25 protein-coding genes are annotated in these 25094 nt (G+C 71.9%); 10 read left to right on the top strand and 15 right to left on the bottom strand.

The genetic code is table 11. The annotated features are described in order from the left end of the window. Positions 1 to 210: 210 nt before the first annotated feature. From ACRDTB_RS22830 to ACRDTB_RS22840, 3 genes are all read left to right on the top strand, one after another. Positions 211 to 741, top strand: a complete 531-nt coding sequence (locus ACRDTB_RS22830; protein WP_431433362.1) for a helix-turn-helix domain-containing protein — start codon at positions 211 to 213, stop codon at positions 739 to 741. Between the two features lie 141 nt (positions 742 to 882). Further along, complete coding sequence (locus ACRDTB_RS22835) at positions 883 to 1821, top strand: sulfite exporter TauE/SafE family protein (protein WP_431433363.1); 939 nt, start codon at positions 883 to 885, stop codon at positions 1819 to 1821. Between the two features lie 595 nt (positions 1822 to 2416). After that, positions 2417 to 3004, top strand: a complete 588-nt coding sequence (locus ACRDTB_RS22840) for a DUF6292 family protein (RefSeq protein ID WP_431433365.1) — start codon at positions 2417 to 2419, stop codon at positions 3002 to 3004. Here ACRDTB_RS22840 and ptsP read toward each other — a convergent pair. The 7 genes from ptsP to ACRDTB_RS22875 all read right to left on the bottom strand — a co-directional run bounded on the left by ptsP (position 3001) and on the right by ACRDTB_RS22875 (position 9865). Then, positions 3001 to 4647, bottom strand: a complete 1647-nt coding sequence (ptsP, locus tag ACRDTB_RS22845; RefSeq protein ID WP_431433367.1) for a phosphoenolpyruvate--protein phosphotransferase — start codon at positions 4645 to 4647, stop codon at positions 3001 to 3003. The two genes, ACRDTB_RS22840 and ptsP, sit on opposite strands and share 4 nt — an antisense overlap. Beyond that, entirely contained in the window at positions 4640 to 4957 is a 318-nt protein-coding gene (locus ACRDTB_RS22850) for an HPr family phosphocarrier protein (RefSeq protein ID WP_431433368.1), read from the bottom strand. Before ACRDTB_RS22850 ends, ptsP begins: the two co-directional genes overlap by 8 nt. 21 nt (positions 4958 to 4978) lie before the next feature. After that, positions 4979 to 6022 carry a zinc-dependent dehydrogenase gene (locus ACRDTB_RS22855; protein ID WP_431433369.1) on the bottom strand — a complete coding sequence of 348 codons (1044 nt, stop codon included), beginning with the start codon at positions 6020 to 6022 and terminating at the stop codon, positions 4979 to 4981. Further along, a complete protein-coding gene (locus ACRDTB_RS22860) occupies positions 6019 to 6486 on the bottom strand; it encodes a PTS sugar transporter subunit IIA (protein WP_431433371.1) in 468 nt (155 codons plus the stop codon). Before ACRDTB_RS22860 ends, ACRDTB_RS22855 begins: the two co-directional genes overlap by 4 nt. Then, positions 6479 to 7999 (bottom strand): PTS mannitol transporter subunit IICB, encoded by a 1521-nt coding sequence (locus tag ACRDTB_RS22865; protein WP_431433373.1) that lies wholly within the window; start codon positions 7997 to 7999, stop codon positions 6479 to 6481. Before ACRDTB_RS22865 ends, ACRDTB_RS22860 begins: the two co-directional genes overlap by 8 nt. Then, the gene (locus ACRDTB_RS22870; RefSeq protein ID WP_431433375.1) at positions 7996 to 8967 is read right to left on the bottom strand and encodes a 1-phosphofructokinase family hexose kinase; all 972 of its coding nucleotides are present in this window, start codon (positions 8965 to 8967) and stop codon (positions 7996 to 7998) included. Before ACRDTB_RS22870 ends, ACRDTB_RS22865 begins: the two co-directional genes overlap by 4 nt. Before the next feature lie 136 nt (positions 8968 to 9103). Continuing rightward, positions 9104 to 9865 (bottom strand): DeoR/GlpR family DNA-binding transcription regulator, encoded by a 762-nt coding sequence (locus tag ACRDTB_RS22875; RefSeq protein WP_431433376.1) that lies wholly within the window; start codon positions 9863 to 9865, stop codon positions 9104 to 9106. Positions 9866 to 10094: 229 nt separating this feature from the next. Between ACRDTB_RS22875 and ACRDTB_RS22880 the strand changes: the two genes are divergently transcribed. Then, on the top strand, positions 10095 to 10514 hold the full coding sequence (locus ACRDTB_RS22880; RefSeq protein WP_431433378.1) for an ATP-binding protein: 420 nt from the start codon (positions 10095 to 10097) through the stop codon (positions 10512 to 10514). A 113-nt stretch (positions 10515 to 10627) separates the two neighbouring features. Next, complete coding sequence (locus tag ACRDTB_RS22885) at positions 10628 to 12064, top strand: gamma-aminobutyraldehyde dehydrogenase (RefSeq protein ID WP_431433380.1); 1437 nt, start codon at positions 10628 to 10630, stop codon at positions 12062 to 12064. Between the two features lie 118 nt (positions 12065 to 12182). Here the strand turns inward: ACRDTB_RS22885 and ACRDTB_RS22890 are convergent, their stop codons facing one another. After that, positions 12183 to 13061: a sigma-70 family RNA polymerase sigma factor gene (locus tag ACRDTB_RS22890; RefSeq protein WP_431433381.1), complete on the bottom strand. Its 879-nt coding sequence runs from the start codon at positions 13059 to 13061 to the stop codon at positions 12183 to 12185. 123 nt (positions 13062 to 13184) lie between these two features. Between ACRDTB_RS22890 and ACRDTB_RS22895 the strand changes: the two genes are divergently transcribed. After that, on the top strand, positions 13185 to 13643 hold the full coding sequence (locus ACRDTB_RS22895) for a carboxymuconolactone decarboxylase family protein (RefSeq protein WP_431433383.1): 459 nt from the start codon (positions 13185 to 13187) through the stop codon (positions 13641 to 13643). A 29-nt stretch (positions 13644 to 13672) separates the two neighbouring features. On the opposite strand, the gene ACRDTB_RS22900 is transcribed toward ACRDTB_RS22895, so the two are convergent. The 5 genes from ACRDTB_RS22900 to ACRDTB_RS22920 are packed head-to-tail and all read right to left on the bottom strand — an operon-like array spanning position 13673 to position 18971. Next, a complete protein-coding gene (locus ACRDTB_RS22900) occupies positions 13673 to 14890 on the bottom strand; it encodes a saccharopine dehydrogenase family protein (RefSeq protein WP_431433385.1) in 1218 nt (405 codons plus the stop codon). Next, complete coding sequence (locus tag ACRDTB_RS22905; RefSeq protein WP_431433386.1) at positions 14887 to 15699, bottom strand: ABC transporter permease; 813 nt, start codon at positions 15697 to 15699, stop codon at positions 14887 to 14889. The genes ACRDTB_RS22900 and ACRDTB_RS22905 overlap by 4 nt, the downstream gene beginning before the upstream one ends. A 1-nt stretch (position 15700) precedes the next feature. Further along, positions 15701 to 16636: an ABC transporter permease gene (locus ACRDTB_RS22910; RefSeq protein ID WP_431433388.1), complete on the bottom strand. Its 936-nt coding sequence runs from the start codon at positions 16634 to 16636 to the stop codon at positions 15701 to 15703. Then, on the bottom strand, positions 16633 to 17781 hold the full coding sequence (locus ACRDTB_RS22915) for an ABC transporter ATP-binding protein (RefSeq protein ID WP_431433390.1): 1149 nt from the start codon (positions 17779 to 17781) through the stop codon (positions 16633 to 16635). The genes ACRDTB_RS22910 and ACRDTB_RS22915 overlap by 4 nt, the downstream gene beginning before the upstream one ends. A 5-nt stretch (positions 17782 to 17786) precedes the next feature. Continuing rightward, positions 17787 to 18971, bottom strand: coding sequence for a polyamine ABC transporter substrate-binding protein (locus ACRDTB_RS22920; protein ID WP_431433392.1), 1185 nt, complete (start codon positions 18969 to 18971; stop codon positions 17787 to 17789). A gap of 166 nt (positions 18972 to 19137) precedes the next feature. Between ACRDTB_RS22920 and ACRDTB_RS22925 the strand changes: the two genes are divergently transcribed. The 4 genes from ACRDTB_RS22925 to ACRDTB_RS22940 all read left to right on the top strand — a co-directional run bounded on the left by ACRDTB_RS22925 (position 19138) and on the right by ACRDTB_RS22940 (position 23151). Further along, positions 19138 to 19638, top strand: a complete 501-nt coding sequence (locus ACRDTB_RS22925; protein ID WP_431433394.1) for an Lrp/AsnC family transcriptional regulator — start codon at positions 19138 to 19140, stop codon at positions 19636 to 19638. A gap of 85 nt (positions 19639 to 19723) precedes the next feature. After that, entirely contained in the window at positions 19724 to 21076 is a 1353-nt protein-coding gene (locus ACRDTB_RS22930) for an aspartate aminotransferase family protein (protein ID WP_431433396.1), read from the top strand. A gap of 72 nt (positions 21077 to 21148) precedes the next feature. Next, complete coding sequence (locus ACRDTB_RS22935; protein ID WP_431433398.1) at positions 21149 to 22495, top strand: NAD(P)/FAD-dependent oxidoreductase; 1347 nt, start codon at positions 21149 to 21151, stop codon at positions 22493 to 22495. A gap of 137 nt (positions 22496 to 22632) precedes the next feature. After that, positions 22633 to 23151 (top strand): ATP-binding protein, encoded by a 519-nt coding sequence (locus ACRDTB_RS22940; RefSeq protein WP_431433399.1) that lies wholly within the window; start codon positions 22633 to 22635, stop codon positions 23149 to 23151. A 59-nt stretch (positions 23152 to 23210) separates the two neighbouring features. On the opposite strand, the gene ACRDTB_RS22945 is transcribed toward ACRDTB_RS22940, so the two are convergent. Further along, positions 23211 to 23945, bottom strand: coding sequence for a GntR family transcriptional regulator (locus ACRDTB_RS22945; RefSeq protein WP_431433400.1), 735 nt, complete (start codon positions 23943 to 23945; stop codon positions 23211 to 23213). Continuing rightward, the gene (locus ACRDTB_RS22950) at positions 23945 to 25087 is read right to left on the bottom strand and encodes an acyl-CoA dehydrogenase family protein (RefSeq protein ID WP_431433402.1); all 1143 of its coding nucleotides are present in this window, start codon (positions 25085 to 25087) and stop codon (positions 23945 to 23947) included. The genes ACRDTB_RS22945 and ACRDTB_RS22950 overlap by 1 nt, the downstream gene beginning before the upstream one ends. Positions 25088 to 25094 lie beyond the last annotated feature (7 nt).

The raw sequence follows: 25094 nt of genomic DNA on the forward strand, positions 1-25094 counted from the left end.
GGTCGAACCCGGCCGCCGCGGCCGCGCGTGCCGGGTCGAGCCGCAGCGCCAGGGGCGGCCCGCCGTTGGGGTGCCGGAGCGCGACACCCATCAGCGTGCCCTGCTCGACGAACTCGATCTGGAGCGTGTAGCCGAGCCGGCTCTCTTACCAGGCGCGGGACGGACTCCGGCAGCTTGAGGTGGTGGATTCCGGCCAGTCGCGGGGCCAGGGTGGCCGACACCGAGGAGCGGATCGTGCGGGCCGCTACCGAGCTGTTCGTGGCGGACGGCTACGCGACGACGACGCTCGCGGCGGTCACCGAGGCAGCCGGCGTCGGCGCGCGCACCGGGTACGTGCGGTTCGGCACCAAGGCGGCGCTGCTGAAGCGGGGCGTCGACGTGGCCCTCGTCGGCGACACGGAACCGGTCGACGTCGCGAGCCGCGAGTGGTTCGCGGTGACCACGACCGCGCCGACGGCCGCATCGCGGCGTTCGCCAGCGGGGGTTCGGGAGATGATGGCCCGGGCCGGCGGCCTGCTCGCGGTCGCCCAGCAGGCGGAGCCCGTCGAACCGCTCATCGCCGCCGCCGCGCAGGCCGCCCGGGAGGCGGCGCCGGCGAACATCCGCACCTTCTGGTCCACAATGGACAAAGCAGGCCCGCTGCCCGCCGGGGCGGATGTGGAGTGGCTCGACGCCTGGTCACGGGCTCGGTTCCGTCCTGACCCACGTCGTGTCGCCGGGCCGACCGCCTACCCGCGGTGAGCTTGTAGCGTCGAGCGGCCGGTTGCGCAAGGCTGCCCGTCGAACTTCCCACGGAATGTTCCGGCATGTGGACCGGGTTGGCGATCAGGGCGCCCGATCCGGAAGATGCTAGGTAATTCGACCAAAGAAATGGATGATGTGATGCGACAGCTGGTCTTGCTGGCCCTGGTGGGCCTGGGTGCCCAACTCGTCGACGGCAGCCTGGGCATGGCCTACGGCGTCACGTCCACCACCCTGCTCCTGGCGATCGGCACCCACCCGGCGGCCGCGTCCGCGACCGTGCACCTGGCGGAGATCGGCACGACGCTGGCGTCGGGGCTCGCTCACTGGCGGTTCGGCAACGTCGACTGGAAGGTCGTCGCGAAGATCGGCATCCCCGGCGCGGTCGGCGCCTTCGCGGGAGCGACGTTCCTGTCCAGCCTGTCCACCGAGACGGCCAAGCCCGTCATGTCGGTGCTGCTGCTGATCCTCGGCAGCTACATCCTGGTCCGGTTCACGACGTTCGGGCTGCCGCGGCACAACCTTGGCAAGCCGCTGCGCAAGCGCTTCCTCGGCCCGCTCGGCCTGCTCGCCGGCTTCATCGACTCGACCGGTGGCGGCGGCTGGGGCCCGGTCGGCACCCCGGCCATCCTCGCGAGCGGCCGCCTGGAGCCGCGCAAGACCATCGGCTCGATCGACACCAGCGAGTTCCTCGTCGCCATCGCCGCGAGCATCGGCTTCCTGGTCGGCATCGGCTCCCAGGGCATCAACTTCACCTGGGTCGTCGCGTTGCTGGTCGGCGGCGTGATCGCGGCCCCGATCGCGGCCTGGCTCGTCCGGCACATCCCGCCGCGCGTGCTCGGCTCGGCGGTCGGCGGCATCATCATCCTGACCAACATCCGCACACTGCTGACGAGCGAATGGATCGACGCGAGCGACGCCGTCCGCTGGCCGGTCTACGCGGTGATCGGCGTGGTGTGGGCCGCCGCACTGGTCTACTCGATCCGCCAGTACCGCGCGCACCGCGCCGAAAACGAGCGGGTCATCGAGGAGCGCGGCAGCGGCGACAAGACCGGCGAGAGCGAGGCCGCGTCCACCTGACCCTCCCGCCCCGAGCACGACCGCGGCCGCCCGGGCGTTCCCGGGCGGCCGCGGTTTCTCGCGGGAACCAGCTCATCACCATGCCGGCGGACCGGAACCGGACGGTCGGGTACGCGCTCACCAGCGCGAGCATCATCCACGCACGACCAGCGCAGCGGGGCTCATGATGTGCTGGCCCAACGGGAACGCGCCACGCGCACCGGCCGCCACCACCGCCGCTGAGGCGACCGAGCCCGATCCGGCGCGGCGCGATGAGTACCGTTGGACGTCCGTGCGTGGTTCTCACGATGCGGTATCCCCGACTGACGGCGATCGTTCCCGCCCGTGATCCTCGCACCGTCCGGCGCTGTTCGTGTCTTACCAACCTCTTACGCATCGCGCCGCACCGTCCCGGCCCTCCGACCGGCGCTGATGACTCCGTTGACGTGTAGGCTGAGAGCGTCGAAGGCACATCGCATGCTGGCGGACGAGCCGGTTTCGTCCTCGACTATGTGAGTTCGGCCGGCATCCGGCCGAGGACGGGAGCACCGACATGAGGTCGGGCCCGCATATCGTCACGAGCCAATCCCCCGCGTGCCCTCGCGGCTGACCTCGGATGAACCCGACACGACAGAGCAAGCACCTCCGGCCGGCCGACCAGTTCGCGTTCGGCCTGGCCAAGGCGGCGCGGGAACGGTCCGCTCAGCGCGACAGCGCGACGCACACGGTCGCCGGGAACGCTCGGGACGTGCCCGACTTCGTCCGACTGGTGTCGATGCTGGGGTTGGACGACATGCTCGAGGGGCCGACCCGGCTCGGCACGACGCTGTGCGGTTACGTCCGGCGGGTCGCCGACGCGATCGGCGTGCCGCCGGAGGCCACCGGGTACGAGGTCAGCGACACCGCCACCGCGTACCTCGCGCTCAGCCAGCGATGGATCGAGCGCCCGGACCGGGAGCTGATGCTGGCCTGGGACGAGCGGCTCGGCTGGTACGTCGGCGTGGAGACGGCTCCCGCCGAGCCACCGGTCGTCGTGGGCTACCTGGGCGGCGACGCCGTGCAGTCTCCCGCCGCCGTCGCCCGGTTCGTCGCCGACGCGGTCGCCGGCCGATCCACCACCCTGGTCCGCCCGGTCCTGCCACCGGTGAGCCGCGCCGCCCTGGCCGCCCGGATCGAGTCGCTGGGCGCGCCGGACACCCCTTAGGCGCCCGCCTGCTCGGCCACCGCGCGCCGGGCGGTGGTCGCGTCGGGGGCGTCGAGTGCGAGGCGGGCGAGGCGCTCGCAGTCGGCGCGTGAGTGGGCGGCCAGCGCCGCGCGGACCGCCGGCAGCACCGAGCCCGACATCGACAACGTCGTCACGCCCATACCGGTGAACACCAGCGCCAGCAACGGATCCCCGGCCGACTCGCCGCACACGCCGACCGGCTTGCCCGCGTCCCGGCCGGCCTTCGCCACCTCCGCCACCAGCTCGAGCACCGGCGGCTGCCACGGGTCCAGCAGGTCGGCCAGCTCGCCGTTCATCCGGTCCGCCGCCATCGTGTACTGGCTCAGGTCGTTCGTCCCGATGCTCACGAAGTCGACGACCTCGAGCAGCCGGCGCGCCCGCAACGCCGCGGCCGGGACCTCGATCATCACCCCGACGGTCGGCAGGCCGGCCAGGCGGGCCTGCGCGGCGAACGCGTCGGCCTCCGTCGCGGTCGCGACCATCGGCGCCATCACCCACACGTCGGCACCGGTCGCGCGCGCGGCACTGGCCACGGCCTCGAGCTGGCCGGCCAGCACGGCGGGGTGGTCGCGGGCGATGCGCAGGCCGCGCACCCCCAGCGCCGGGTTGTCCTCGGCCGCGAGCCCGAGGAACGGCAGCGGCTTGTCCGCCCCGGCGTCCAGCGTGCGCAGCACGATCTTGCCCGGCCCGGCCGCACGGAACACCTCCTCGTACGCCCGCTCCTGCTCCGCCACCGCAGGCGCGCTCGTCCGGCCCAGGAACAGGAACTCCGTGCGGAACAGGCCCACGCCCTCGGCGTCCGGGATCACCTCACCCGCGCCGCCGACGTTGAGCAGCAGCGGCACCGGGTGCCCGTCGGCGGTCCGGCCCGGGCCCGTGACCGCGTCTTGACGCTCCCGCTCCCGCGCCGCCTCCGCCCGGATCGCTCCCGCCGTTACCGCGTCCACAGTGGACACCAGGCCGGTCGTGCCGTCCACGGCGACCGTCGTGCCGTCGGGCAGGTTGCGCACCCCGGCACAGCCGACGACCGCGGGCAGGCCACGGGCCTTCGCAAGGATCGCCGTGTGGCTCGTCGGGCCGCCGCGCCGGGTGACGATCGCCAGCACCGCGGCCGGGTCCAGCAGCGCGGTGTCGGCCGGCGACAGGTCGTCGGCGACGAGCACGTACGGCTCCCCCGGCCGCGGCAGGCCGGGCATCGGCTCGCCCAGTAACCGGGCCACCGCGCGGTCGCGGATGTCGGCGAGGTCCGCGGCCCGCTCGGCGAAGTAGCCGCCGATCGCCGCGAACGCCTCCTGCTGCTCGGCGACCGCGTCGGCCACGGCCCACGCCGCGGGCCGGCCGGCCTCGATCCGGCGGGACACGGAATCGGCCAGGGTCGGGTCGGCGGCCATCATCGACTCGGTGTCCAGCACATCGGACGCGGTGCCCTCGACCTGCCGGGACAACCGGGCCAGCTCGTCGGCGACGAACCGCAGCGCCGCGGCCGCCGCCTCCTTCTCCGTCTCGACTTGCACGTCGGTCACCGGTGGCGGGTCGGCGGGCAGCGTCGGCGGCGGGGACATCCGGTACACCGGCCCGGCCGTCCGCCCCGGGCTCACGCCCAGCCCCGCCAGGTCAGGCACCGGCCGGCTCCGTGTTCGGCTCGGTGTTCGGCTCCGCGGCCGGCTCCGCGTCGAGGTCCTCGGCGAGCACGCCGGCCACCGCGTCGAGCGCGGCCTCGGCTCCTTCGCCCTCGGCCGAGATGGTGACCGTGTCGCCGCCGTGGGCGCCGAGCGCCAGCACCGCGATGATGCTGCTCGCGTCGACCGGCAGCCGCCCGCCCATGCCGATCCGGATCGTCACCGGCTGGGCCGCCGCGGTCCTCACGACGACGGCGGCGGGGCGCCCGTGCAGTCCGATCCTCGACCCGACGACGACGTCTCGAGTGGGCATCGTGTCCTCCTTGACACCAGGTTACGGCTCGATGGTCACCTTGATGGCCTGCCCGGACGCGACCAGCTCGATCGCGTCGTGGAACTCGGTCAGCCGCAGCCGGTGGGTGATCAGGTCGTGCACCGGCACCCACCCGGCCGCGATCAGCTCCAGCGCGCGCTTGTTGTGTGCCGGGCTGGACCCGTTGGCGCCGAGGATCGTCAGCTCCCGGTAGTGCACGAGGTTCGAGTCCAGCGAGATCCTCGGCCGGTCCTTGGGCAGGCCGCCGAAGAAGCTGATCCGCCCGCTGCGCGCGGCCATCCGCAGCGCTTCCCGCTGCGCGGCGCCGGACGCGGCCGCCGTGATCACGACGTCCGCGCCGCGCCCGTCGGTCAGCTTGCGCACCTCGTCGATGGCGTCCACCTCGGATCCGCAGACCGCCGCGTCCGGCTCGACGACGGCCGCCGACATGTCCAGACGAGACCGGTTCAGCTCCACCAGGAACACCCGGCGAGCACCGCGGGCGCGAGCCAGCCGCACGTGCAGGCAGCCGATCGGGCCGGCACCGACCACGACCACGTCGTCGTCCGTCGCGACGCCGGCCAGCTCCTGCCCGTTGACCACGCACGCGAGCGGCTCGGCGACCGACGCCTCGGCGAAGCCCACCCCGTCCGGGATCCGGTTCAGACCGTCCACCCGCAACACCGCAGGCGGCACCACGAGGTACTCGGCGAACCCGCCGTCGTAGTGGTAGCCCATCGAGGTCTGGTTGGGACAGACGGTCATCCGGCCCCGCACGCAGTCCGGGCACGTCCCGCACGGCACCGCGGCGATCACCTGGACCCGGTCGCCGGCCGACCAGCCGCCGGGCACGTCCGAACCCACCTCGACGATCTCGCCCGCGATCTCGTGGCCGATGACCCGCGGCGGCACCAGGTGGTGGTGGCCGTGGTTGAAGATCTTCACGTCGGTGCCGCACGTCGAGCACTGGCGGACGCGGATCTTCACCTCGCCCGGGCGCGGCACCGGCTCGTCGGCGTCCTCCAGGCGGAGGTCGCCCGGGGCGTGGAAACGCGCCACCCTCATGCCTGGATCCCTTCTCCGATCCCGTCTCCCAGACCCGAAAGCAGCTCGTGGACCTCCTCGGCGCTCGACGACGTGCGCAGCCGCTCGGCCCGGGCCGGGTCCATCAGGATCCGCGCCAGCGCGGAGAGCACCGTGACGTGCTCGTCGCCCTTGGCCGCGATGGCCACGCAGATCGTCACCGGCTGGCCGTCCCAGTCCACGCCGTCCGGGAACCGCAGCACACCAAGCGTCGTGCGGCGCACCAGCGCGCGGCTCTCGTCCGTCCCATGTGGAATCGCCACGCCCTCGCCGATGTAGGTCGACACCGAGCGCTCGCGCTCCAGCATGGCCTCCGGGTAGCCGGCCTCGACGGCGCCCAGCTCGCGGAGCAGTGCCCCGGACCGGCGGATCGCGTCCCACTTGTCGGTCGCGGTCAGCGCCAGCCGGATGCCTTCCTTGGGCAGTACGCCCGCGGGCTCAGCCACGGATCTCGCCGCCTTCCCTGATGGCCTTCTCCACCTCGTCGAACACCGGGTCGCCGAGGAACATGTGGAACGGCACGACCACCGCGTGCGGCACGGTCGCGCGGGCCCGGTCGGCGAGGTCGGCGTGCGTGAGCACGAGCCGCGTCCCGGCCGGGATCTGACTGATCGACACGTGCTCGACGGCCACGCCGTAGGGCTCGAGCCGGGTTCGCAGCTGGCTCGCCAGCATCACGCTGCTGCCCATCCCGGCGTCGCAGGCGACCACGAGCGTCGTGACCTCCCTGCCGGAGATCACCGGCCGGGCCGGCGCGGCGACCGCCCCGTTGCCCGGCGCGCTCACCGCCGCACCGCCGCCCGTGAGCTCGCTCCGGTGCCCGGCCCGCTGATCACCGGGCGCACCGGGTTGGGCCGGCCCGTCCGCCGGGTCCGCGGTCGGTGCGGCCGGCTCGTCGACGTCGCCGTCGTGGCCGAACCGCAGCAGCGCGGCGCCCACCAGGAACGACACCCCGGCCGCGATCGCGATGCACAGCAGCACGCTGAGGTGACCGCCGCGCGGGGTGACCGCCAGGTAGGCGAAGATGCTGCCCGGCGCCGGGGTGGCCAGCAGGCCGGAGTTCGTGATGAGCGCGGTGCCCACGCCCGCCATGCCGCCGGCGACCGCGGCGAGGATCAGCTTCGGCTTCATCAGCACGTACGGGAAGTAGATCTCGTGGATGCCGCCGAGGAAGTGGATGATCATCGCGCCCGGCACGGTGGCGCGGGTCCGGCGCGGTCCGAAGAGGAGGAACGCGGTCAGGATGCCCAGCCCCGGCCCCGGGTTCGTCTCGATCATGAACAGGATCGACTGGCCGTGCTCGGTGGCCTGGTCGACGCCGAGCGGGCCGAACACACCGTGGTTGATCGCGTTGTTGAGGAACAGCACCTTCGCCGGCTCGACGATGATCGACACGAGCGGCAGCAGGCTGTTGTCCACCAGGAAGTCGACCGCGTTGCCGGCGGCCCTGGTCAGCGCCTCGACGATCGGGCCGATGCCGATCGTCCCCAGCAGCGCCATGCCGCCGCCGATGATGCCGATCGAGAAGTTGTTGACCAGCATCTCGAAGCCGGTCCGGATCCGGCCCTCGACGAGCCGGTCGAAGCCCTTGACGAGCACCGCGGCCAGCGGGCCGATGAGCATCGCGCCGAGGAACATCGGGACGTCGGCGCCGACCACCACGCCCATCGTGGCGATCGCGCCGGCCACCGCGCCGCGCTGGCCGTGGACCATCCGGCCGCCGGTGTAGCCGATCAGCACCGGCAGCAGCACCGTGATCATCGGGTCGACCAGCGCACCGAGTGTCTCGTTGGGCAGCCAGCCGGTCGGGATGAACATGGCGGTGATCAGGCCCCACGCGATGAACGCACCGATGTTCGGCATGATCATGCCGGCCAGGTTGCCGCCGAAACGCTGGACTCTGGCGCGGAAACCGTTGCCCTTCAGGTGCTTCAGGTCTGAGATAGCGACATTCGTCATCGAACCTGCTCCATCCCGTGCTCTTGGTGCGGACCGCGCAGCGGTCGCGAAGGATCGGCGGTGGCGTGCACCAGGACGGCACCACGCTCCACATCGGACGGTCCGGGCATCCGGGAGCCCGGGAACCGCACCGCCGCGGCACCCCACGACAACGCCTCGACGAGACCATCCCCACCCGCGATCCCGGCCGCGAGGAACCCGGCCAGCATCGCGTCACCCGCCCCGACCGCACTGCGCCCACGGTCCACGGGGGACTCGCCGTAGCGCACGCCGTGCCGGTCGACCAGCACCGCGCCGTCGGCGCCGAGACTCGCCAGCACCGACTCCGCGCCCGCGGCACGCATCGCCTCCGCCGCTCGCACGGCGTCGCCGAGCGTGTCCACCCGGGAGCCGGCCGACTCGGCGAGCTCCTCGCGGTTCGGCTTCACCAGGGCCGGCCCGCAGCCGAGGGTCGCGGCGAGGGGCGGGCCGGAGGTGTCCACGGCGAACCGGACACCCGGCTCGGCGAGGCGCGCGCCGAGCCGGCCGTAGAAGGTGTCCGGCACGCCGGGCGGCAGGCTGCCGCTCGCCACCACCCAGTCCGCCCCGACCGCGGCCGACAGCGTCGCCGCGACGATGCGCTCCAGGTCGCCCGCCGCCAGCGAGCCGCCGGGCTCGTTGACCTTGGTCACCGTGCCGTCCGGCTCGACGAGGCTCACGTTGGAGCGGGTGTGCCCGGTGACCGGCACCGCGCACACGTCGATGCCTTCGACCTCCAGCAGCGCGGTGAGCTGGCTGCCCTCCGGCCCACCGACCGGTACCACCGCACAGGTCGGGATCCGGTGCGCGGCCAGCGCCCGCGCCACGTTGACACCCTTGCCGCCCGGGTCGAGGCGGGTGCCGGTGGCCCGGGTCATGGCGCCCCGGGTGAGCCGCGCGATCTCGATCGTGCGGTCCAGGCTCGGGTTGAGCGTCAGCGTTACGATCATGGTGTTTGCGCCAGCCGCGTGGCCGCCAGCCGCACCCAAGGGGAACGGGGCGCGACCCAGCCACAGGTACGCGCCGTCAGCGACCGTGTCGTCCCAGCGTGACCACAAGTGTGAAGTCCGGGGAGGCGGGACTGTGTCATGCGCGGACTACTCTCGGGCCGTGGGACTCGAGTTCGGCCGCGGTGCGCTCGTCGAGCCCGGTGTCGGTGATGAACATGTCGATGTCGGCGAGCCGGCCGAACCGGGACAGGTGGTCGGCGGTGACCTTGGTGTGGTCGGCGAGCAGCACGGTCCGCCGGGCGGCCGCGATCATCGCCCGCTTCACCGCGGCCTCCGCCTGGTCCGGAGTGGTCAGTCCACGTTGGACGGACACGCCGTTGGTGGCCACGAACGCGACGTCCACATAGCTCTGTGCGAGCGCCTCCATCGCCCACGGGTCGACGCAGGCCAACGTGCGGCCGCGGACCCGGCCGCCGATGAACAGCACGGTGACGTTGGACCGGGTGGCGAGCGACAGCGCGGTCGGCAGCGCGTTGGTGAGTACGGTCAGCTGCCGGTCGACCGGCAGGATCTCCGCGAGCCGGGCCGTGGTGGAGCCGGCGTCGAGGATGATCGAGCCCTCCTCGGGCACCTCGGCGAGCGCCGCCTTGGCGATCCGGTCCTTCTCCGCGGTGAGCAGCGCGTCGCGGGCCGCGAGCGCGGGCTCGAAGCCGAGGCGCTCGACCGGGATCGCGCCGCCGTGCACCCGGCGCAGCAGGCCGTGCCGCTCCAGGACGGACAGGTCGCGCCGGATCGTCTCGCCGGTCACCGCCAGCTCCGCGGAGAGCTCCGCGACGTCGACCCGGCCCTCGCGCCGGGCGCGGTCGACGATGTGCTGCTGCCGCTCTTCCGCGTACATGTGGATTTACCGCCGTTCAATCTGTGTATCTCTGTGTTTACCTGGAAGTCGGTGGCAAGTCAACAGCCGCACGCAGCTGAACACGCGGCACGGCCGCCGGGTCAAACCGATTGCTGCGCGGGCACGTATCAGTAAAGGAACAATGAGTTCCGGCACGCATGTTGCCGGGCGGGGCGGGGAAGTCCCGGTCCGCGGTGGGGCACGGCACGGGGCGAGGGGACGAAGGATCATGGCGGACGAACCGGTGGAGGTTCTCGTCATCTCGGCGGAGCTCACCGAGCTCGCCCGGGTTCGCTGGTGGGCCCGGGGGCTGCTCGCGGACCTTAGCGAAGACCTGCTGGTCGACGCACTCTCGGTGATCGACGAGCTGACCTCGAACGCGCTGCGGCACAGCGGCGGGCCGTACCGGGTCAGCCTGCGCCGCACGGGCGGCCGGCTGCGCGTGGAGGTCGCCGACGGCTCCACCGAACCGGCCGTACCCCGCGAGCCCGACCGGGACGGCGGCCGCGGCCTGCTGCTCGTGGCGGCGTACTCGCTCGACTGGGGGCAGTGGACCCACGAGGACGGCAAGATCGTGTGGGCCGAGCTGGACCTCTCCGCCGCCTCCCCGGTGCCGGGCCAGCCCGCCGAGGCGTCCGCGTCCGGCTAGGGACTGCGCGGAGCTACCCTGACACGAATCCGGTTGCTTCAGGGCTTGTCTGCTGCGGATTCAGTCGCGAGGATGGCACGGAGCCAACGTGATCCTCGTCAGGGAGCCCGGACATGACCGACAAGACCATCCTGCGGAACTTCGTCGACGGCGCGTTCGTCGAGCCGGCCGACGGCGCATACGCGGACCTGATCGACCCCAGCACCGGCGAGGTGTTCGCGGCGGCCCCGGTGTCCACGGCGGCCGACGTCGACCGCGCCATGCGTGCCGCCGCGGCGGCGTTCGAGAAGTGGCGGGACGTGACGCCACGGGAGCGCCAGCTCGCCATGCTCAGGTTCGCCGACGCCCTGGAGGCACGCGCGGACGACCTGCTCGACGCGGAGTGCCGCAACACCGGCAAGCCGCGGCAGCTCACACTGGAGGAGGAGCTGCCGCCCGCGATCGACCACTTCCGGTTCTTCGCCGGCGCCGCGCGGATGCTCGAGGGCCGCTCGGCGGGCGAGTACCTCGCCGGGCACACGAGCTACGTACGGCGCGAGCCGATCGGGGTGTGTGCACAGGTCACGCCGTGGAACTACCCGCTGATGATGGCGGTCTGGAAGATCGCGCCGGCCATCGCGGCGGGCAACACGGTGGTGCTCAAGCCGTCCGACACCACGCCGGCGTCGACGCTGCTGATGGCCGAGATCGCCGCCGAGTTCTTCCCGCCGGGCGTGTGCAACGTGATCTGCGGCGACCGGGACACCGGCCGCGCGCTGGTCGCGCACGAGACGCCGCGGATGGTGTCGATCACCGGTTCGGTCCGGGCCGGCCGTGAGGTCGCCGAGGCGGCCGGGCGGGACCTCAAGCGCGTGCACCTCGAGCTCGGCGGCAAGGCCCCGGTCGTGGTGTTCGACGACGCCGACCTCGCCGCGGCGGCGGAGGCCATCGCGATCGGCGGGTACTTCAACGCCGGGCAGGACTGCACGGCCGCGACCCGGGTGCTGGCCGGCCCGGGCAGCCACGACGAGTTCGTCGCGGCGCTCACCGAGCAGGCGAAGGGCACCCGTACCGGCCCGCCGTCGGACCTCGACGTGCTGTACGGCCCGCTGAACAACGCCGACCAGCTCGCCCGGGTGCGCGGGTTCGTCGACCGCCTGCCGGACCACGCGAACGTCCACACGGGAGGGTCACAGGTGGGCGAGCGCGGCTACTTCTACTCCCCCACCGTGGTCTCCGGCGTGCGCCAGGACGACGAGATCAGCCAGAACGAGGTGTTCGGCCCGGTGATCACCGTGCAGCGCTTCACCGACGAGGACGAGGCGGTCCGCTGGGCGAACGGCGTGGAGTACGGCCTGTCCGCGTCGGTGTGGACCCGCGACCACGCCCGCGCGATGCGCATGACGGGCCGGCTGGACTTCGGCTGCGTCTGGGTCAACACGCACATCCCGCTCGTGTCGGAGATGCCGCACGGCGGCTTCAAGCACTCCGGCCACGGCAAGGACCTGTCGATGTACGGCTTCGAGGACTACACCCGCGTCAAGCACGTCATGCACAACATCGAGTCCTGACGCCTCGCGAGTCCGACACTCGTGACCCGCGTGTCCAACGTTCCGGACCCCGCGAGTCGGCCCGTTCGCGACGTCCGGAGTGTCGGACTCGCGGTACCGGAGCGTCGGACTCGCGGTCTCAGGTGGACAGCTCGGCGAGGCGCTCCGGGTCGGCGAGGATGTCGATCGCCGCGACGCGGTCGTTCGTCACGGTGAAGGCGAACAGCACATGCGGGCGGCCGTCGCGGGTGATGAGCACGCCGGCGGCGCCGTTGACCACGACGGGGCGCGGGACGCCGGGTCCGCCGCCCGCGCGGCGGAAGGTGAGCGCCTGGCTCGCCACGGCGGCCGCACCGCGCAGCACGCGGGACGTACCGGCCGGCAGCACCCCGCCGTCCGCGCGCAGGACGACCTCCGGGTCGAGGACGGCGACGAGCGCGTCGAAGTCGCCGTCGCGGGCGGCGGCGAAGAAGGCGTCGACCACCGCCCGCTGCCGGGCCAGGTCGGCGTCGGGCGTCGTCGGCGCACCCTGCACCCGGCGGCGCGCCCGGCTGGCGAGCTGCCGCGTGGCGACCGGCGAGCGGCCGACGATCGGCGCGATCTCGTCGAACGGCAGCGCGAACATGTCGTGCAGCACGAACGCCAGCCGCTCGGCCGGGTCGAGGGTGTCGAGCACCACGAGCAGCGCGAGCCCCACCGAGTCGGCCAGCAGCGCCTGGTACTCGGGGTCGACACCGTCCGCCCGGTCGACGATCGGGTCGGGCAGGTGCGGCCCGGCCGGCTCCTCGCGCCGCGCCGAGCGGGACCGCAGCATGTCGAGGCACACCCGGCCGACGACCGTCGTGAGCCAGCCGCCGAGGTTCACGATGTCGCCCGCGCCGGTGCGGCTGAGCCGGAACCAGGACTCCTGGACGGCGTCGTCGGCCTCGGCGATCGACCCCAGCATCCGGTAGGCCACCGCGCGCAGGTGCGAGCGATGCTCCTCGAAGCGCTCGGCCAGCCAGTCCTGCTCGTTCATCGGTCCTCCCCGTGTTTCTCGGTCATAGCACTGACGGCTCCGGCGCGCCGGTTGTGACCGGCCCGGTCACATCCGCGCCGCTCGATCCGTCAGCGCGGTGAAGGACCGATCGAAGGAGGAGACATGCAGGCACTGATGAAGAACCCCGCGATGGTGCTGCCGGACGGCGTGCAGGCTTCGCAGAACCTGAGCAAGGTCGCCAACCGGGGTGGCGTCGAGTCGGAGACTCTGGAGCTGGTGCACCTTCGGGCGAGCCAGATCAACGGGTGCAGCGCGTGCGTGGGCTTCGTCGACGAGGCGAAGCGGGGAGCGATGGGCGACCGGCTGTGGCTGGTGTCCGCGTGGCGGGAGGCGCCGTACTACACCGACGCGGAACGCACCGCCCTCGAGCTCACCGAGGCGATGACCCGGCTGGCCGACCGCAGCCGCGACGTCGTGTCCGACGAGCTGTGGACCGAGCTGTCCAAGCACTACACCGAGGAGCAACTGGCCGGGCTGATCTTCTGGATCGCCACGACCAACTTCTACAACCGCCTCAACACGGCCGTCCGGCAGCCGGCCGGACCGGCGAGCTGGGACTGACCGGGGACGCGGGGACGGGATGCGCGGGCCTACTGCTCGCGCATCCCCCACGGCGAGCCGTACTCCTTGAGCAGGTCCAGGAACGGGACCGGGTCGAAGGCCTCCGGGCCCAGGACGCCGCTGCCCGACCAGGCGCCGGAGGCCAGCAGCTCCAGGGCGACCACCGGGTTCAGGGCCGTCTGCCACGAGACCGCCTGGTGGCCGTACTCGCGCATCGACCACTCGTTGTCCACCACGTGGTAGAGGTACACCTCGCGCGGCGCGCCCGCCGGGTCCAGGCCGCGGACCCACGTGCCCGCACAGGTCTTGCCGGTCATCCGGGGGCCGAGCCCGGCCGGGTCCGGCAGGCAGGCCGCCACCACGTCGCGCGGCGCCACCGAGACACCGCCGCCGACACCGCCGACCCGGACCGGGGACGTCGAGTCCAGGCCCAGCCGGTGCAGCGTGCGCAGGACCTCGATGAACTCGTTGCCCAGCCCGTACTTGAACGTCACACGGTCCGCGGACACCCAACGCGGGATCAGCAGGACCTCCTCGTGCTCCACGTTCACGCATTCGACCGGCCCGATGCCCTCCGGGAAGTCGAACACCTCCGGCTCGGAGAACGGCTCGGTGGTGTACCAGCCGCGCGAGCGCTCGTAGATCACCGGCGGGTTCAGGCACTCCTCGATCGTCGTCCAGATCGAGAATGTCGGGGCGAAGTCGTGGCCCTCCACCACGAGGTTCGCGCCGTCCCGCACGCCGATCTCCTCGATCGAGGAGAACAGGTGGTCGGCGGCGTAGCGGGCGAACACGTCCGACATGCCCGGCTCGACGCCGATGCCGACCAGCGCCAGCCGGCCGGCCGACTCCCACGTGGCGGCGGCCGCGAACTGGTGGTCCCCCAGCTTCACGCCGGTCCGGCGGTACGGGTGGGCAGGGTGCGGTGTGGACAGTGACATCGCCATGTCCAGGTAGTCGGCGCCGGCCGCCAGCGCGCCGTCGAACACCGGCATGGTGAACCGCGGGTCGACCGCGTTGAGCACGTGCGTGATCTCGTGCGCGCGGCACAGCCCGGTGATGTCCGAAGTGGACGAGGCGTCGACGGGTGCGGCCGTGAAACGCTCGTCCGACACCGACTCGGCGGCCCGCCGCGCGCGGTCGGGCGCGTGGTCGGCCACCACGAACGAGGAGAAGAACGACCGCCGCGCCGCGATCGCCACGACGGCCGATCCGACGCTGCCCGCACCGATCAGCAGAACCCTCACGACACCCCCAACCGCCGGGCCTGGCGCCGCGCGCGCACCTGCACGACCAGCACGATCGCGAACGCCAGCAGGAACACCGCGGTGCCGATCACGTTGACCTCGCGGGGAATCCCGCGCTGCGCCGCGCCCCACACGAACATCGGGAACGTCACCGTGGTGCCCGAGTTGAAGTTCGTGATGATGAAGTCGTCGAACGACAGCGACAGCGACAGCATCGCCGCCGCCGCGATGCCCGGCAGCACCAGCGGCAACGTCACCTTCCGAAACGTCCGCCACTCGTTGGCGTAGAGGTCCATCGCCGCTTCCTGCAGCCGCGGGTCCAGCCCGGCCAGGCGCGCCTTCACCGTCACGACCACGAACGACAGGCAGAACAGGATGTGCGCGAGGACCACGGTCCAGAAGCCGAGCGGAATCTGCAGCGTGACGAACAGGGCCAGCAGCGAGGAGCCCATCACGACCTCGGGCGTGGCCATCGGCAGGAAGATCAGCACGTTCGTCGAGCCGCGGCCACGGAAGCGGTGGCGCGCCAGGGCGAAGGCCATCAGCGTGCCCAGAACCGTCGCGACGAGGGTGGCCAGGAGGGCGATGCCGACGCTGACCCGCAGCGCGTCGCCGATCCCCGCGGTCGCGAAGGGATGCAGCCAGTAGTCCAGGGTCCACTGGTCGGACAGGTCGTAGGACAGCCGGTTCGACGGCCTGTTCAGCGACAGCAGGAACACCACGACGATCGGCAGGAACAGGTACGCGAGCACGAGCAGCCCGACCGCCATCACCCAGTGGTCGGCCACCAGACGCCAGAACCGGTGCACCTCAGACCACCTCCTCGGTGCCGGCCGCGCGGACGTAGGAGAAGACCATCACCAGGATCGTGGCCATCAGCAGGAACGACAGCGCCGCCGCCTGCGGGTAGTCCAGCCGCACCAGGAACGCCGAGTCGATCACGTTGCCGATCATGTACTGGTTCGGCGTGCCCAGCAGCTCCGCGTTGATGTAGTCGCCGGCCGCGGGGATGAACGTCAGCAGCGTGCCCGCGACGACGCCCGGCATCGACAGCGGCAGCGTCACCTTCCGGAACGTCGCGGCCGGCGTCGCGTACAGGTCGCGGGAGGCCTCGAGCAGCCGGGGATCGAGCCGGTCGAGGCTCGCGTACAGCGGCAGCACCATGAACGGCAGGAAGTTGTACACCAGCCCGAGCACGACCGCCGCGGGCGTGGCGAGCAGCCGGAAGTCGTCGCCGATCAGCGGCAGGCTCCGGAAGAACTCCACCACGGGCCCGTTGTCGGACAGGATCGACTTCCAGGCCAGCGTGCGCACCAGAAACGTGGTGAAGAACGGCGCGATCACGCACACCAGCAACAGGTTGCGCCACCGGCCGGACTTCTGCGCGATCGCGTACGCCAGCGGGTAGCCGATCACCAGGCAGACGACCGTCGCGATGCCCGCGTACACCGCCGAGCGCACCAGGTGCGGCCAGTACGCCTCGATCGCGTCGACATAGTTGACGAACGCGAGGGCCTGCTCGTAGCCGGTCTCCAGGCTGCCGCCGCGGTCATAGAGGCTCGTCGCGAGCAGCTGCGCCGCCGGCACGACGAAGAACAGCAGCAGCCAGAGCCCGCCCGGCAGCAGGAGCAGGTAGGGCAGGAAGCGGCGCCGACGCCGGCCGGCGACCGGCTCGGCGACGGGCTCCGCCTCGGGCGGCGTGCCGGGTGCGGAACCGCCGGCGGCCGCGCCGACCAGAGCTGTCACGGCGCGACGCCCAGCGGGTCGGCCGAGTACCGCGTGACCTCGTCGCCCGAACCCTCCGGGCGGTCGAGCACGAACGAGTGCGGCGGGTACCAGTGCGCGACGACCTCGGTGCCCGGCCGCAGCGGCTCGCCCGCCGAGGCGTTGGCCGAGAACACCGACATCTCCTGGCCCCACGGCGTCTTCAGCAGGTACTCGGTGCTCACGCCCGCGTAGCAGGTGTCGGTGAGCACCCCGTGGACGCGGTTGTGCGTGGCCGGCGGCTGCTCACCGGGCTCGGCGAGGCGGACCTTCTCCGGCCGCACGCCCAGCCACACGCGACCCTCGGTGGCGTGTGCGCGCGCCGCCGGTGCGGCGAACCGCTCCCCGTGCGCGGTCAGCACCAGGTCATCGCCGGAGCGCCCGGACACCTGCGCGGCGAACAGGTTGGACTGGCCGAGGAAGTTCGACACGAACGGCGAGGCGGGGAACTCGTAGATGTCGGTCGGCGCGCCGAGCTGCTCGATGCGCCCGGCGTTCATCACCGCGACCGTGTCGGCCATCCACATGGCCTCCTCCTGGTCGTGGGTGACGTGCAGGAACGTGGTGCCGACCTCGGTCTGGATGCGCTTGAGCTCGATCTGCATCTGCCGGCGCAGCTTGAGGTCCAGCGCGCCGAGCGGCTCGTCGAGCAACAGCACGCGCGGCTCGTTGACCAGGGCCCGGGCGAGCGCCACCCGCTGCTGCTGGCCGCCGGAGAGCTGCGCGGGCCTACGCCGCTCGAAACCGGAGAGCTGTACCAGATCGAGCATCTCGCCAACCTTGGCGTCGACGTCGCGCACGCCGCGCTGCCGCAGCCCGAAGGCGATGTTGTCCCTGACGTCCAGGTGCGGGAAGAGCGCGTAGCTCTGGAACACCGTGTTGACCGGCCGCCGGTAGGGCCGCAGGTGGGTGATGACCTCGCCGCCGAGCCGGATCTCCCCCGCCGTCGGCTCCTCCAGGCCGGCGACCGTGCGCAGCGTGGTCGTCTTGCCGCAGCCGGACGCGCCGAGCAGAGCGAAGAACGCGCCCCGCGGAACGGTCAGGCTCAGGTCGTCGACCGCGGTGAACTGGCCGAACCGCTTGGTGACGTGCTCGAGGACAAGATCTGCACTCACGGTGTCACTCATGCGGCTCAGGCTCCGATCACCTGCTGGAACTTCTGCTCATAGGTGCGCTCCTGGCTCTCGTCCAGAGCCATGAAGACCTTCGCCTTACCCAGGGTGGCCTCGTCCGGGAAGATCAGCGGGTTGGCGGCGAGCTCGGGGTCGAGCTTCTCCATCTCCGCTTTCGCGCCGTCGACCGGGCAGATGTAGTTGACGTACGCGGCGAGCTCCGCGGCGACCGCCGGCTCGTAGTAGTGGTTCATGAGCAGCTCGGCGTTGCCGCGGTGCGTGGCCTTGTTCGGTACCAGCATGTTGTCCGACCACAGCATGATCCCCGAGTCCGGCGTCACGAACTTGACGTTCGCGTCCTCGAAGGCGAGCTGGATGACGTCCCCGGACCACGCGACGCACGCCGCGATGTCGCCCTTGGCGAGGTCCTGGGCGTAGTCGTTGCCCGTGAAGCGGCGGATCTGGCCGGACTCCGTCGCCGTGCGGAGCTTCGCGAGCGCCTCGTCGAACTGTGCCTCGGTGAACTCGGACGGGTCGTGGCCGAGCCCGAGCAGCAGCAGGCCCATCGTGTCCCGCATCTCCGAGAGCATGGTGACCTTGCCCTTGAGGTCGGGCCGGGTCAGCAGCTCGTCGACGGTGCGGATCTCCTTGGTGGCCTTCGCGTTGTAGGCCAGGCCGGACAGGCCCGACTGCCACGGCACGGCGTACTCGTTGTTCTCGTCCCACGACCGGCCCCGCAGCGACGTGAGCAGGTTCGCCTCGACGTTGGGGATCTTGTCCTTCTCGAGCTTCTGCACCCAGCCGAGCCGGACCAGGCGCGCGGCCATCCAGTCGGTGAGGACGATGATGTCCCGGTCGATCGCCTGGCACGCGGAGAGCTGGTTGCGCACTTTGCCGAAGAACTCGTTGTTGTCGTTGATGTCCTCCTGGTAGGTCACCTGGATGCCGGAGTCGGACACGAAGGCGTCGAGGGTCGGCCGCTTGCTCTCGTCGTTCTCGTCGACGTCGATGTACAGCGGCCAGTTGGAGAACACGAGCCTCTTCTCGTCGGCGGACAGGTCCTCGCTGACGCAGCTCTCGGCGGTCTGCCTGGTGCCCGAGGTGCCGCACGCGGCCAGCGAGCCGCCGGTCGCCGCGAACGCTCCCGCGGCCAGCAACCCCCTCAGGACGGTCCGGCGGGACGCGCCGGCGCGGCCCGCGGTCATCGCACGTAGTACCGCTGCCGTCTCCGTAGACGGCGGGTTGCTCACCCTGATTCGCATGGCGACTGATACTGACACGCCGTGGGCCAGGTCACAAGGGATTCCGTTGTCACGGTCGCGATACGCAACGAAATGCGCCAGACTTACGGCCGTTACGAGGGAGGTTTGGATGGCGGAATCCGTACCGGAGGGGCGCCGGGTCGTCGTGCGGGAGGGTGCGTCGCACACGCTGCTCGACGACGTCGCCAAGGGGATCATCGAGCAACTACAGGAGGACGGTCGCCGGCCGTACGCGACGATCGGCCGCGCGGTGGGGCTGTCGGAGGCGGCCGTACGCCAGCGGGTGCAGCGGCTGCTGGACGCCGGCGTGATGCAGATCGTCGCCGTGACCGACCCACTCCAGCTGGGCTTTCCCCGCCAGGCGATGATCGGCCTGCGCACGTCCGCGGAGCTGGAGCAGACCGCGGACCGGCTCGCGGAGATCCCCGCCGTGGACTACGTGGTGATCACCGCCGGCTCGTTCGACCTGCTCGCCGAGGTGGTGGCACGCAACGACGACCACCTGCTGGAGATCCTCAAGGAGATCCGCGCGGTGCCGGGCGTGACCACGACCGAGGCGTTCGTCTACCTCAAACTGCGCAAGCAGACGTACTCGTGGGGCACACCCTGACACTGGCTACGAAATCCGCAGCGGACGAGCCATTGCGCTGCGTGAAACACTTGCCAGAGCGTCATCCGTGTGCGATAACCGTTGCATGTCCGACCACCTCTGGATGCACTTCACCAGGATGTCGGCCTACGCCAGCGAGCCGGTGCCGACGATCGCCCGCGGCGAGGGCCCGTACATCTACGACACGAACGGAAAGCGTTACCTGGACGGGCTTTCCGGGCTGTTCGTGGTCCAGGTCGGGCACGGCCGCGAGGAGCTGGCCGACGCCGCCGCCAAGCAGGCACGCGAGCTCGCGTTCTTCCCGATCTGGTCCTACGCGCACCCGAAGGCGATCGAGCTGTCCGAGCGGCTCGCGTCGCTGGCCCCGGGCGACCTCGACCAGGTCTTCTTCACCACGGGCGGGTCCGAGGCCGTGGAGAGCGCGTGGAAGCTCGCGCGCGCGTACTTCAAGCTGACCGGCAAGCCGACGAAGCACAAGGTCATCTCCCGGTCGATCGCCTACCACGGCACGTCGATGGGCGCGCTGTCGATCACCGGGCTGCCCGGGCTGAAGGCGGACTTCGAGCCGCTCGTGCCGTCGACGATCCGGGTGCCGAACACGAACGTCTACCGCGCGCCGGCCGGCACCGCGGGCCCCGACGGGACCGACGCGGAGGCCTTCGGGCGGTGGGCCGCGGACCGGATCGAGGAGGCCATCGAGTTCGAGGGCCCGGACACCGTCGCGGCCGTGTTCCTCGAGCCCGTGCAGAACGCCGGCGGCTGCTTCCCCGCCCCGCCCGGGTACTTCCAGCGGGTGCGCGAGATCTGCGACCGGCACGACGTGCTGCTGGTGTCCGACGAGGTGATCTGCGCGTTCGGCCGGCTCGGCGAGTACTTCGGCGCGCAGCGCTACGGCTACCAGCCGGACATCATCACCTGCGCGAAGGGAATCACCAGCGGGTACGTGCCGCTCGGCGCGATGCTGGTGAGCGACCGGCTGGCCGAGCCGTTCCGACACGGCACGAACTGGTTCGCGCACGGCGTCACGTTCGGCGGGCACCCGGTGGCCTCGGCGGTGGCGCTCGCGAACCTCGACCTGTTCGTGCGCGAGGACCTCAACGCCCACGTGCGCCGGAACTCCGGGCTCTTCCGGTCCTACCTGGAGCGCCTGTACGACCTCCCGATCGTCGGCGACGTGCGCGGCGACGGGTACTTCTTCGGTATCGAGCTGGTGAAGGACAAGGCGACGCGGGAGACGTTCGACGACGCGGAGTCCGAGGCCCTGCTGCGCGGGTTCCTGTCGCGGGCGCTGTTCGAGAACGGGCTGTACTGCCGGGCGGACGATCGCGGCGACCCGGTGGTGCAGCTGGCGCCCCCGCTGATCTGCGAGGAGCCGCACTTCGCGGAGATGGAGCAGGTGCTGCGGTCGGTGCTGACCGAGGCGTGGAGCAAGCTGTGAGCGGAGCTTGCGTAGCGAACCATTGATACCGGGCGACCGCGAGCGGCGGCACCGAGCCTGCGAGGACCTGTCGTGAGTCTTTGGCTGTCCAGTTTGGACCTCACGCCGCGCGCGCCGCTGCCCGGCGACACCGACGTGGACGTCGCGATCGTGGGTGCGGGCTACACCGGTATGTGGACCGCGTACTACCTGGCGTCCGCCGACCCGTCGCTGCGCATCGCGGTCGTGGAGGCGCGGGTCGCGGGGTTCGGTGCGAGCGGGCGCAACGGCGGCTGGTGCTCGGCGCTGTTCCCGGTGTCGCCCGCCGGGCTGGCTCGGCGGCACGGCCGGCCCGCCGCGCTGGCGCTCCTGCGTGCCATGGAGTACACAGTGGACGAAGTGGGCCGGGTCGCCGCCGCGGAGGGGATCGACTGCCACTTCTCCAAGGGCGGCACGGTGACGCTCGCGCGGACGCCGGTGCAGGAGGCGCGGGCCCGGGCGCTGGTCGCCGAGGAGTCGTCGCTCGGCGTGCGCGTGTCGTGGCTTGCGGCCGCCGAGGCCCGGGAGCGGTGCGGTGCGACCGAGGTGCGCGGCGGGGTCTACACCCCGGACTGCGCGGCGATCCACCCGGGACGCCTGGTGCGCGGCCTGGCCGAGGCGGTGGAGCGCCGCGGCGTGCGGGTGTACGAGCAGACCGTGGCGTCGGCGCTTCGACCGGGCGCGGTGGTCACCGACCGGGGCACGGTGCGCGCCGAGGTGGTCGTGCGCGCGACCGAGGGGTACACGGCCGGCCTGTCCGGCCAGCGCCGCACGCTGGCGCCCCTGTACTCGCTGATGGTGGCGACCGAGCCGCTGCCGGCCGACTTCTGGGCGACGGCGGGCCTGGCACGGCGCGAGACCTTCGCCGACTTCCGGCGGATGATCGTCTACGGGCAGCGCACGGCGGACGACCGGCTGGCGTTCGGCGGGCGCGGGGCGCCATACCACTTCGGCTCCCGGGTCTCGCCGTCCTTCGACCGGGACGCGCGGGTGCACGCGGCGATCGAGTCGACTCTTGTCGAGCTGTTCCCGGCGCTGGGCCCGAAACCGCCGGTCAGCCACCGGTGGGGCGGGCCGCTCGGGGTGCCCCGGGACTGGGCCGCGTCGGTCGGCCTGGACCGCTCGACGGGGCTGGCGTGGGCCGGCGGCTACGTGGGCGACGGTGTCGGCACGTCGAACCTCGCCGGCCGGACGCTGGCCGACCTGATCACCGGGAGGACCACCGAGCTGACGACCCTGCCCTGGGTCGGCCACCGGTCACGCCGCTGGGAGCCGGAACCGTTGCGCTGGCTGGGCATCAACGCCGGCCTCGCGGTGATGTCCATGGCCGACACCCGCGAGACCCGCACCGCCCACCCATTCCGCCCGGCCACCTTCCTCACCCGCCTCCTGGCCGACTAACCCCGCGAGTCCCCGCTCCCGCACGCCACCGTGACGCTCCGCGTCCGGTGGTCGGGCCGCTGACCAGTACTGTTGCATGTGGCCGTCGCAGGAGGCAGTATCTGCCGGGTTGTCTGACCTCCCGGTGGAAGGTTCCTGTGCAAGATCAGACCGCGCAGGTCGACGATCTACGACTCGTCGCGCTGCCCAGCGCCGTGAACTGCGCCGAACTCTTCGTGCGCTTCACCCTGACCGAGTGGCACGTGCCCCAGATGGTCGACGACGTCCGGGAGACGGCGAAGAGACTTGTTCAGTCCGTCATCGCGACCGTCGACGAGGGCGCCCAGCCCACCATGATCACCGTCCGGCTGCGGCTGCGCGGCAACACGGTCGTCGTCGAGGTCCAGGACGACCGGCCGTCGCCCAGACTGGTCGTGCCCCGCGGTCTGTCGGGCAAGTCGACCGGCGTCGAGACGCTGTCCCGGGGCAGGCAGCTCGTCTGGTGCGAGCTGCCCCTGCCGTCCGGAATGGACGCGACGGTGGTTCCGCTGCCCCGCCGCGGAACCACGCGCGCGGCGGCACCCCGGTCGCGGGAGATCGACGAGGCCGTGGACCTCAACAACGACGTCATGCAGCGCATCCTCGACGGCCTGCGCAAGGACGACCCGACGATCTGACCCGCCAGGAAGGACGCCTTACTGACGTTGAACGTCTGCAAGGCGTCCTTGCTGGCGGGTCAGCCCGGGCCGCGGCGCAGCTTGACGCGGTAGGAGTAGTGCTCGGGCAGGAAGAAGCTCGTCGCGAGCTCCACCGGGCGGCCGGTCGTGTCGGTGTAGGTGCGGTCCACGCGCAGCAGCGGGTCGCCCGGCTCGCAGTCCAGGTGGACGGTGACCACGCCGCCCGCGGCGACCGCCGTGATGCTCTGCGCCGCCTCGGCGACCGGGCTGGCGGTGTGGCTGTCGATCATGCCGATGACCGTGACCACGCTGCGCGCCCCCGGCGTGGCCAGGGACGGCTGCGCGGCCAGGGTGGCACCGATGTCGGGCGGCAGGTGCACGGTCGTCAGGCAGAACGCGACGTCGTGGTGGCGCCGGCGGAACAACACGCGGTACACGGCCTCGCCGTCGAGCCCCAGCCGGCTCGCCGCGTCGGCGTCGACCTGCCGGCGCAGCGCGCTGATCACCTCGAGCTCCGTGTCGAGCGATAGGCCCATCAGGTCCTCGACCGAGCCGAACTGGCGCAGGTACGGCCCCGGCCGGGGCGTGGCGAAGGTGCCCCGCCCGGGCACCCGCCGCACCATGCCCTCGGCGACCAGGTCATGGAACGCCCGCCGCACGGTCTGCCGCGACACCCGGTACTCCCGCGACAGCTCGGCCTCCGTCGGCAGCCGGCTGCCGTCCGCGTACCGGCCCCGCAGGATCGCCCCGCGCAGGGTCCGCGCCAGCATCGCGTACGCCGCCTCGGTCCGCACTACAGGCCCCGGGCCACGAGCTGCGCGGCGATCACATTGCGCTGGATCTCGTTGGTGCCCTCGCCGACGATCATCAGCGGCGCGTCCCGGAAGTAGCGCTCCACGTCGAACTCCGTGGAGTACCCGTAGCCGCCGTGGACGCGGACCGCGTTCAGCGCGATCTCCATCGCCGCCTCGGACGCGAACAGCTTCGCCATACCCGCCTCGAGGTCGCACCGCTCCCCCGCGTCGTACCGCTGCGCGGCGAGCAGCACGAGCTGGCGCGCGGCGGTGTACTTCGTCGCCATGTCCGCGAGGTAGTTGCCGATCGACTGGTGTCGCCAGATCTGCTTGCCGAAGCTCTCCCGCTCCTGGGCGTAGCGCAGCGCGTCGTCCAGTGCGGCGCGGGCGACGCCGAGCGCGCGGGACGCGACCTGGATGCGGCCGATCTCCAGGCCCTTCATCATCTGCGCGAATCCGCGACCCTCGACCCCGCCGAGCAGCGCGTCCGCCGGCGCCCAGTGGTCCACAAAGGACAGCTCGCAGCTCTCCACACCCTTGTAGCCCAGCTTCGGCAGGTCCCGGGACACGGTGAGGCCCGGGCCGTGCTCGACGAGCAGGATGCTGATGCCGGCGTGCCGCGGCCGCGCGCCGGAATCGGTCTTGCACAGCAACGCGATCACCTGCGAGCGGCGCGAGTTCGTGATCCACGTCTTGGTCCCGTCGACGAGGTAGCCGTCCCCGTCCCGGCGCGCGGTCGTGGTCATGGCCTGCAGGTCCGAGCCGCCGCCGGGCTCGGTGAGCGCCATCGTCGCGCGGATCTCGCCGGTGGCCATCCGCGGCAGGTAGCGCTCCTTCTGCTCGTCGGTGCCGAACGTGCCGATCAGCCGGGCCACCACGGTGTGCCCGCCCATCGCGCCGGCGAGGCTCATCCAGCCGCGCGCGAGCTGCTCGGTGACGGCCACGTAGCACGGCGTCGAGACCGCGACCTCGCCGTACGGCTCGGGGATCGCGAGGCCGTAGACACCGAGCCGCTTCATCTGCTCGATGAGCGCCTCGGGGTAGGTGTCGGCGTGCTCGAGCTCGCGGGCGACGGGCCGGACCTCGCGGTCGACGAAGTCCCGCACGGTGTCGACGATGCTCTGTTCCTCTGGGCTCAGCATGTGTCCT

Source organism: Actinophytocola sp., from assembly GCF_050699935.1.
GTDB lineage: Bacteria > Actinomycetota > Actinomycetes > Mycobacteriales > Pseudonocardiaceae > Actinophytocola.

Bases quoted from the DNA above. Each gene is read 5' to 3' on its own strand.
- ACRDTB_RS22835 (WP_431433363.1), top strand. From the start codon at position 883: ATGCGACAGCTGGTCTTGCTGGCCCTGGTGGGCCTGGGTGCCCAACTC.
- ACRDTB_RS22840 (WP_431433365.1), top strand. From the start codon at position 2,417: ATGAACCCGACACGACAGAGCAAGCACCTCCGGCCGGCCGACCAGTTC.
- ACRDTB_RS22850 (WP_431433368.1), bottom strand. From the start codon at position 4,957: ATGCCCACTCGAGACGTCGTCGTCGGGTCGAGGATCGGACTGCACGGG.
- ACRDTB_RS22855 (WP_431433369.1), bottom strand. From the start codon at position 6,022: ATGAGGGTGGCGCGTTTCCACGCCCCGGGCGACCTCCGCCTGGAGGAC.
- ACRDTB_RS22865 (WP_431433373.1), bottom strand. From the start codon at position 7,999: ATGACGAATGTCGCTATCTCAGACCTGAAGCACCTGAAGGGCAACGGT.
- ACRDTB_RS22870 (WP_431433375.1), bottom strand. From the start codon at position 8,967: ATGATCGTAACGCTGACGCTCAACCCGAGCCTGGACCGCACGATCGAG.
- ACRDTB_RS22875 (WP_431433376.1), bottom strand. From the start codon at position 9,865: ATGTACGCGGAAGAGCGGCAGCAGCACATCGTCGACCGCGCCCGGCGC.
- ACRDTB_RS22880 (WP_431433378.1), top strand. From the start codon at position 10,095: ATGGCGGACGAACCGGTGGAGGTTCTCGTCATCTCGGCGGAGCTCACC.
- ACRDTB_RS22885 (WP_431433380.1), top strand. From the start codon at position 10,628: ATGACCGACAAGACCATCCTGCGGAACTTCGTCGACGGCGCGTTCGTC.
- ACRDTB_RS22890 (WP_431433381.1), bottom strand. From the start codon at position 13,061: ATGAACGAGCAGGACTGGCTGGCCGAGCGCTTCGAGGAGCATCGCTCG.
- ACRDTB_RS22895 (WP_431433383.1), top strand. From the start codon at position 13,185: ATGCAGGCACTGATGAAGAACCCCGCGATGGTGCTGCCGGACGGCGTG.
- ACRDTB_RS22915 (WP_431433390.1), bottom strand. From the start codon at position 17,781: ATGAGTGACACCGTGAGTGCAGATCTTGTCCTCGAGCACGTCACCAAG.
- ACRDTB_RS22920 (WP_431433392.1), bottom strand. From the start codon at position 18,971: ATGACCGCGGGCCGCGCCGGCGCGTCCCGCCGGACCGTCCTGAGGGGG.
- ACRDTB_RS22925 (WP_431433394.1), top strand. From the start codon at position 19,138: ATGGCGGAATCCGTACCGGAGGGGCGCCGGGTCGTCGTGCGGGAGGGT.
- ACRDTB_RS22930 (WP_431433396.1), top strand. From the start codon at position 19,724: ATGTCCGACCACCTCTGGATGCACTTCACCAGGATGTCGGCCTACGCC.
- ACRDTB_RS22950 (WP_431433402.1), bottom strand. From the start codon at position 25,087: ATGCTGAGCCCAGAGGAACAGAGCATCGTCGACACCGTGCGGGACTTC.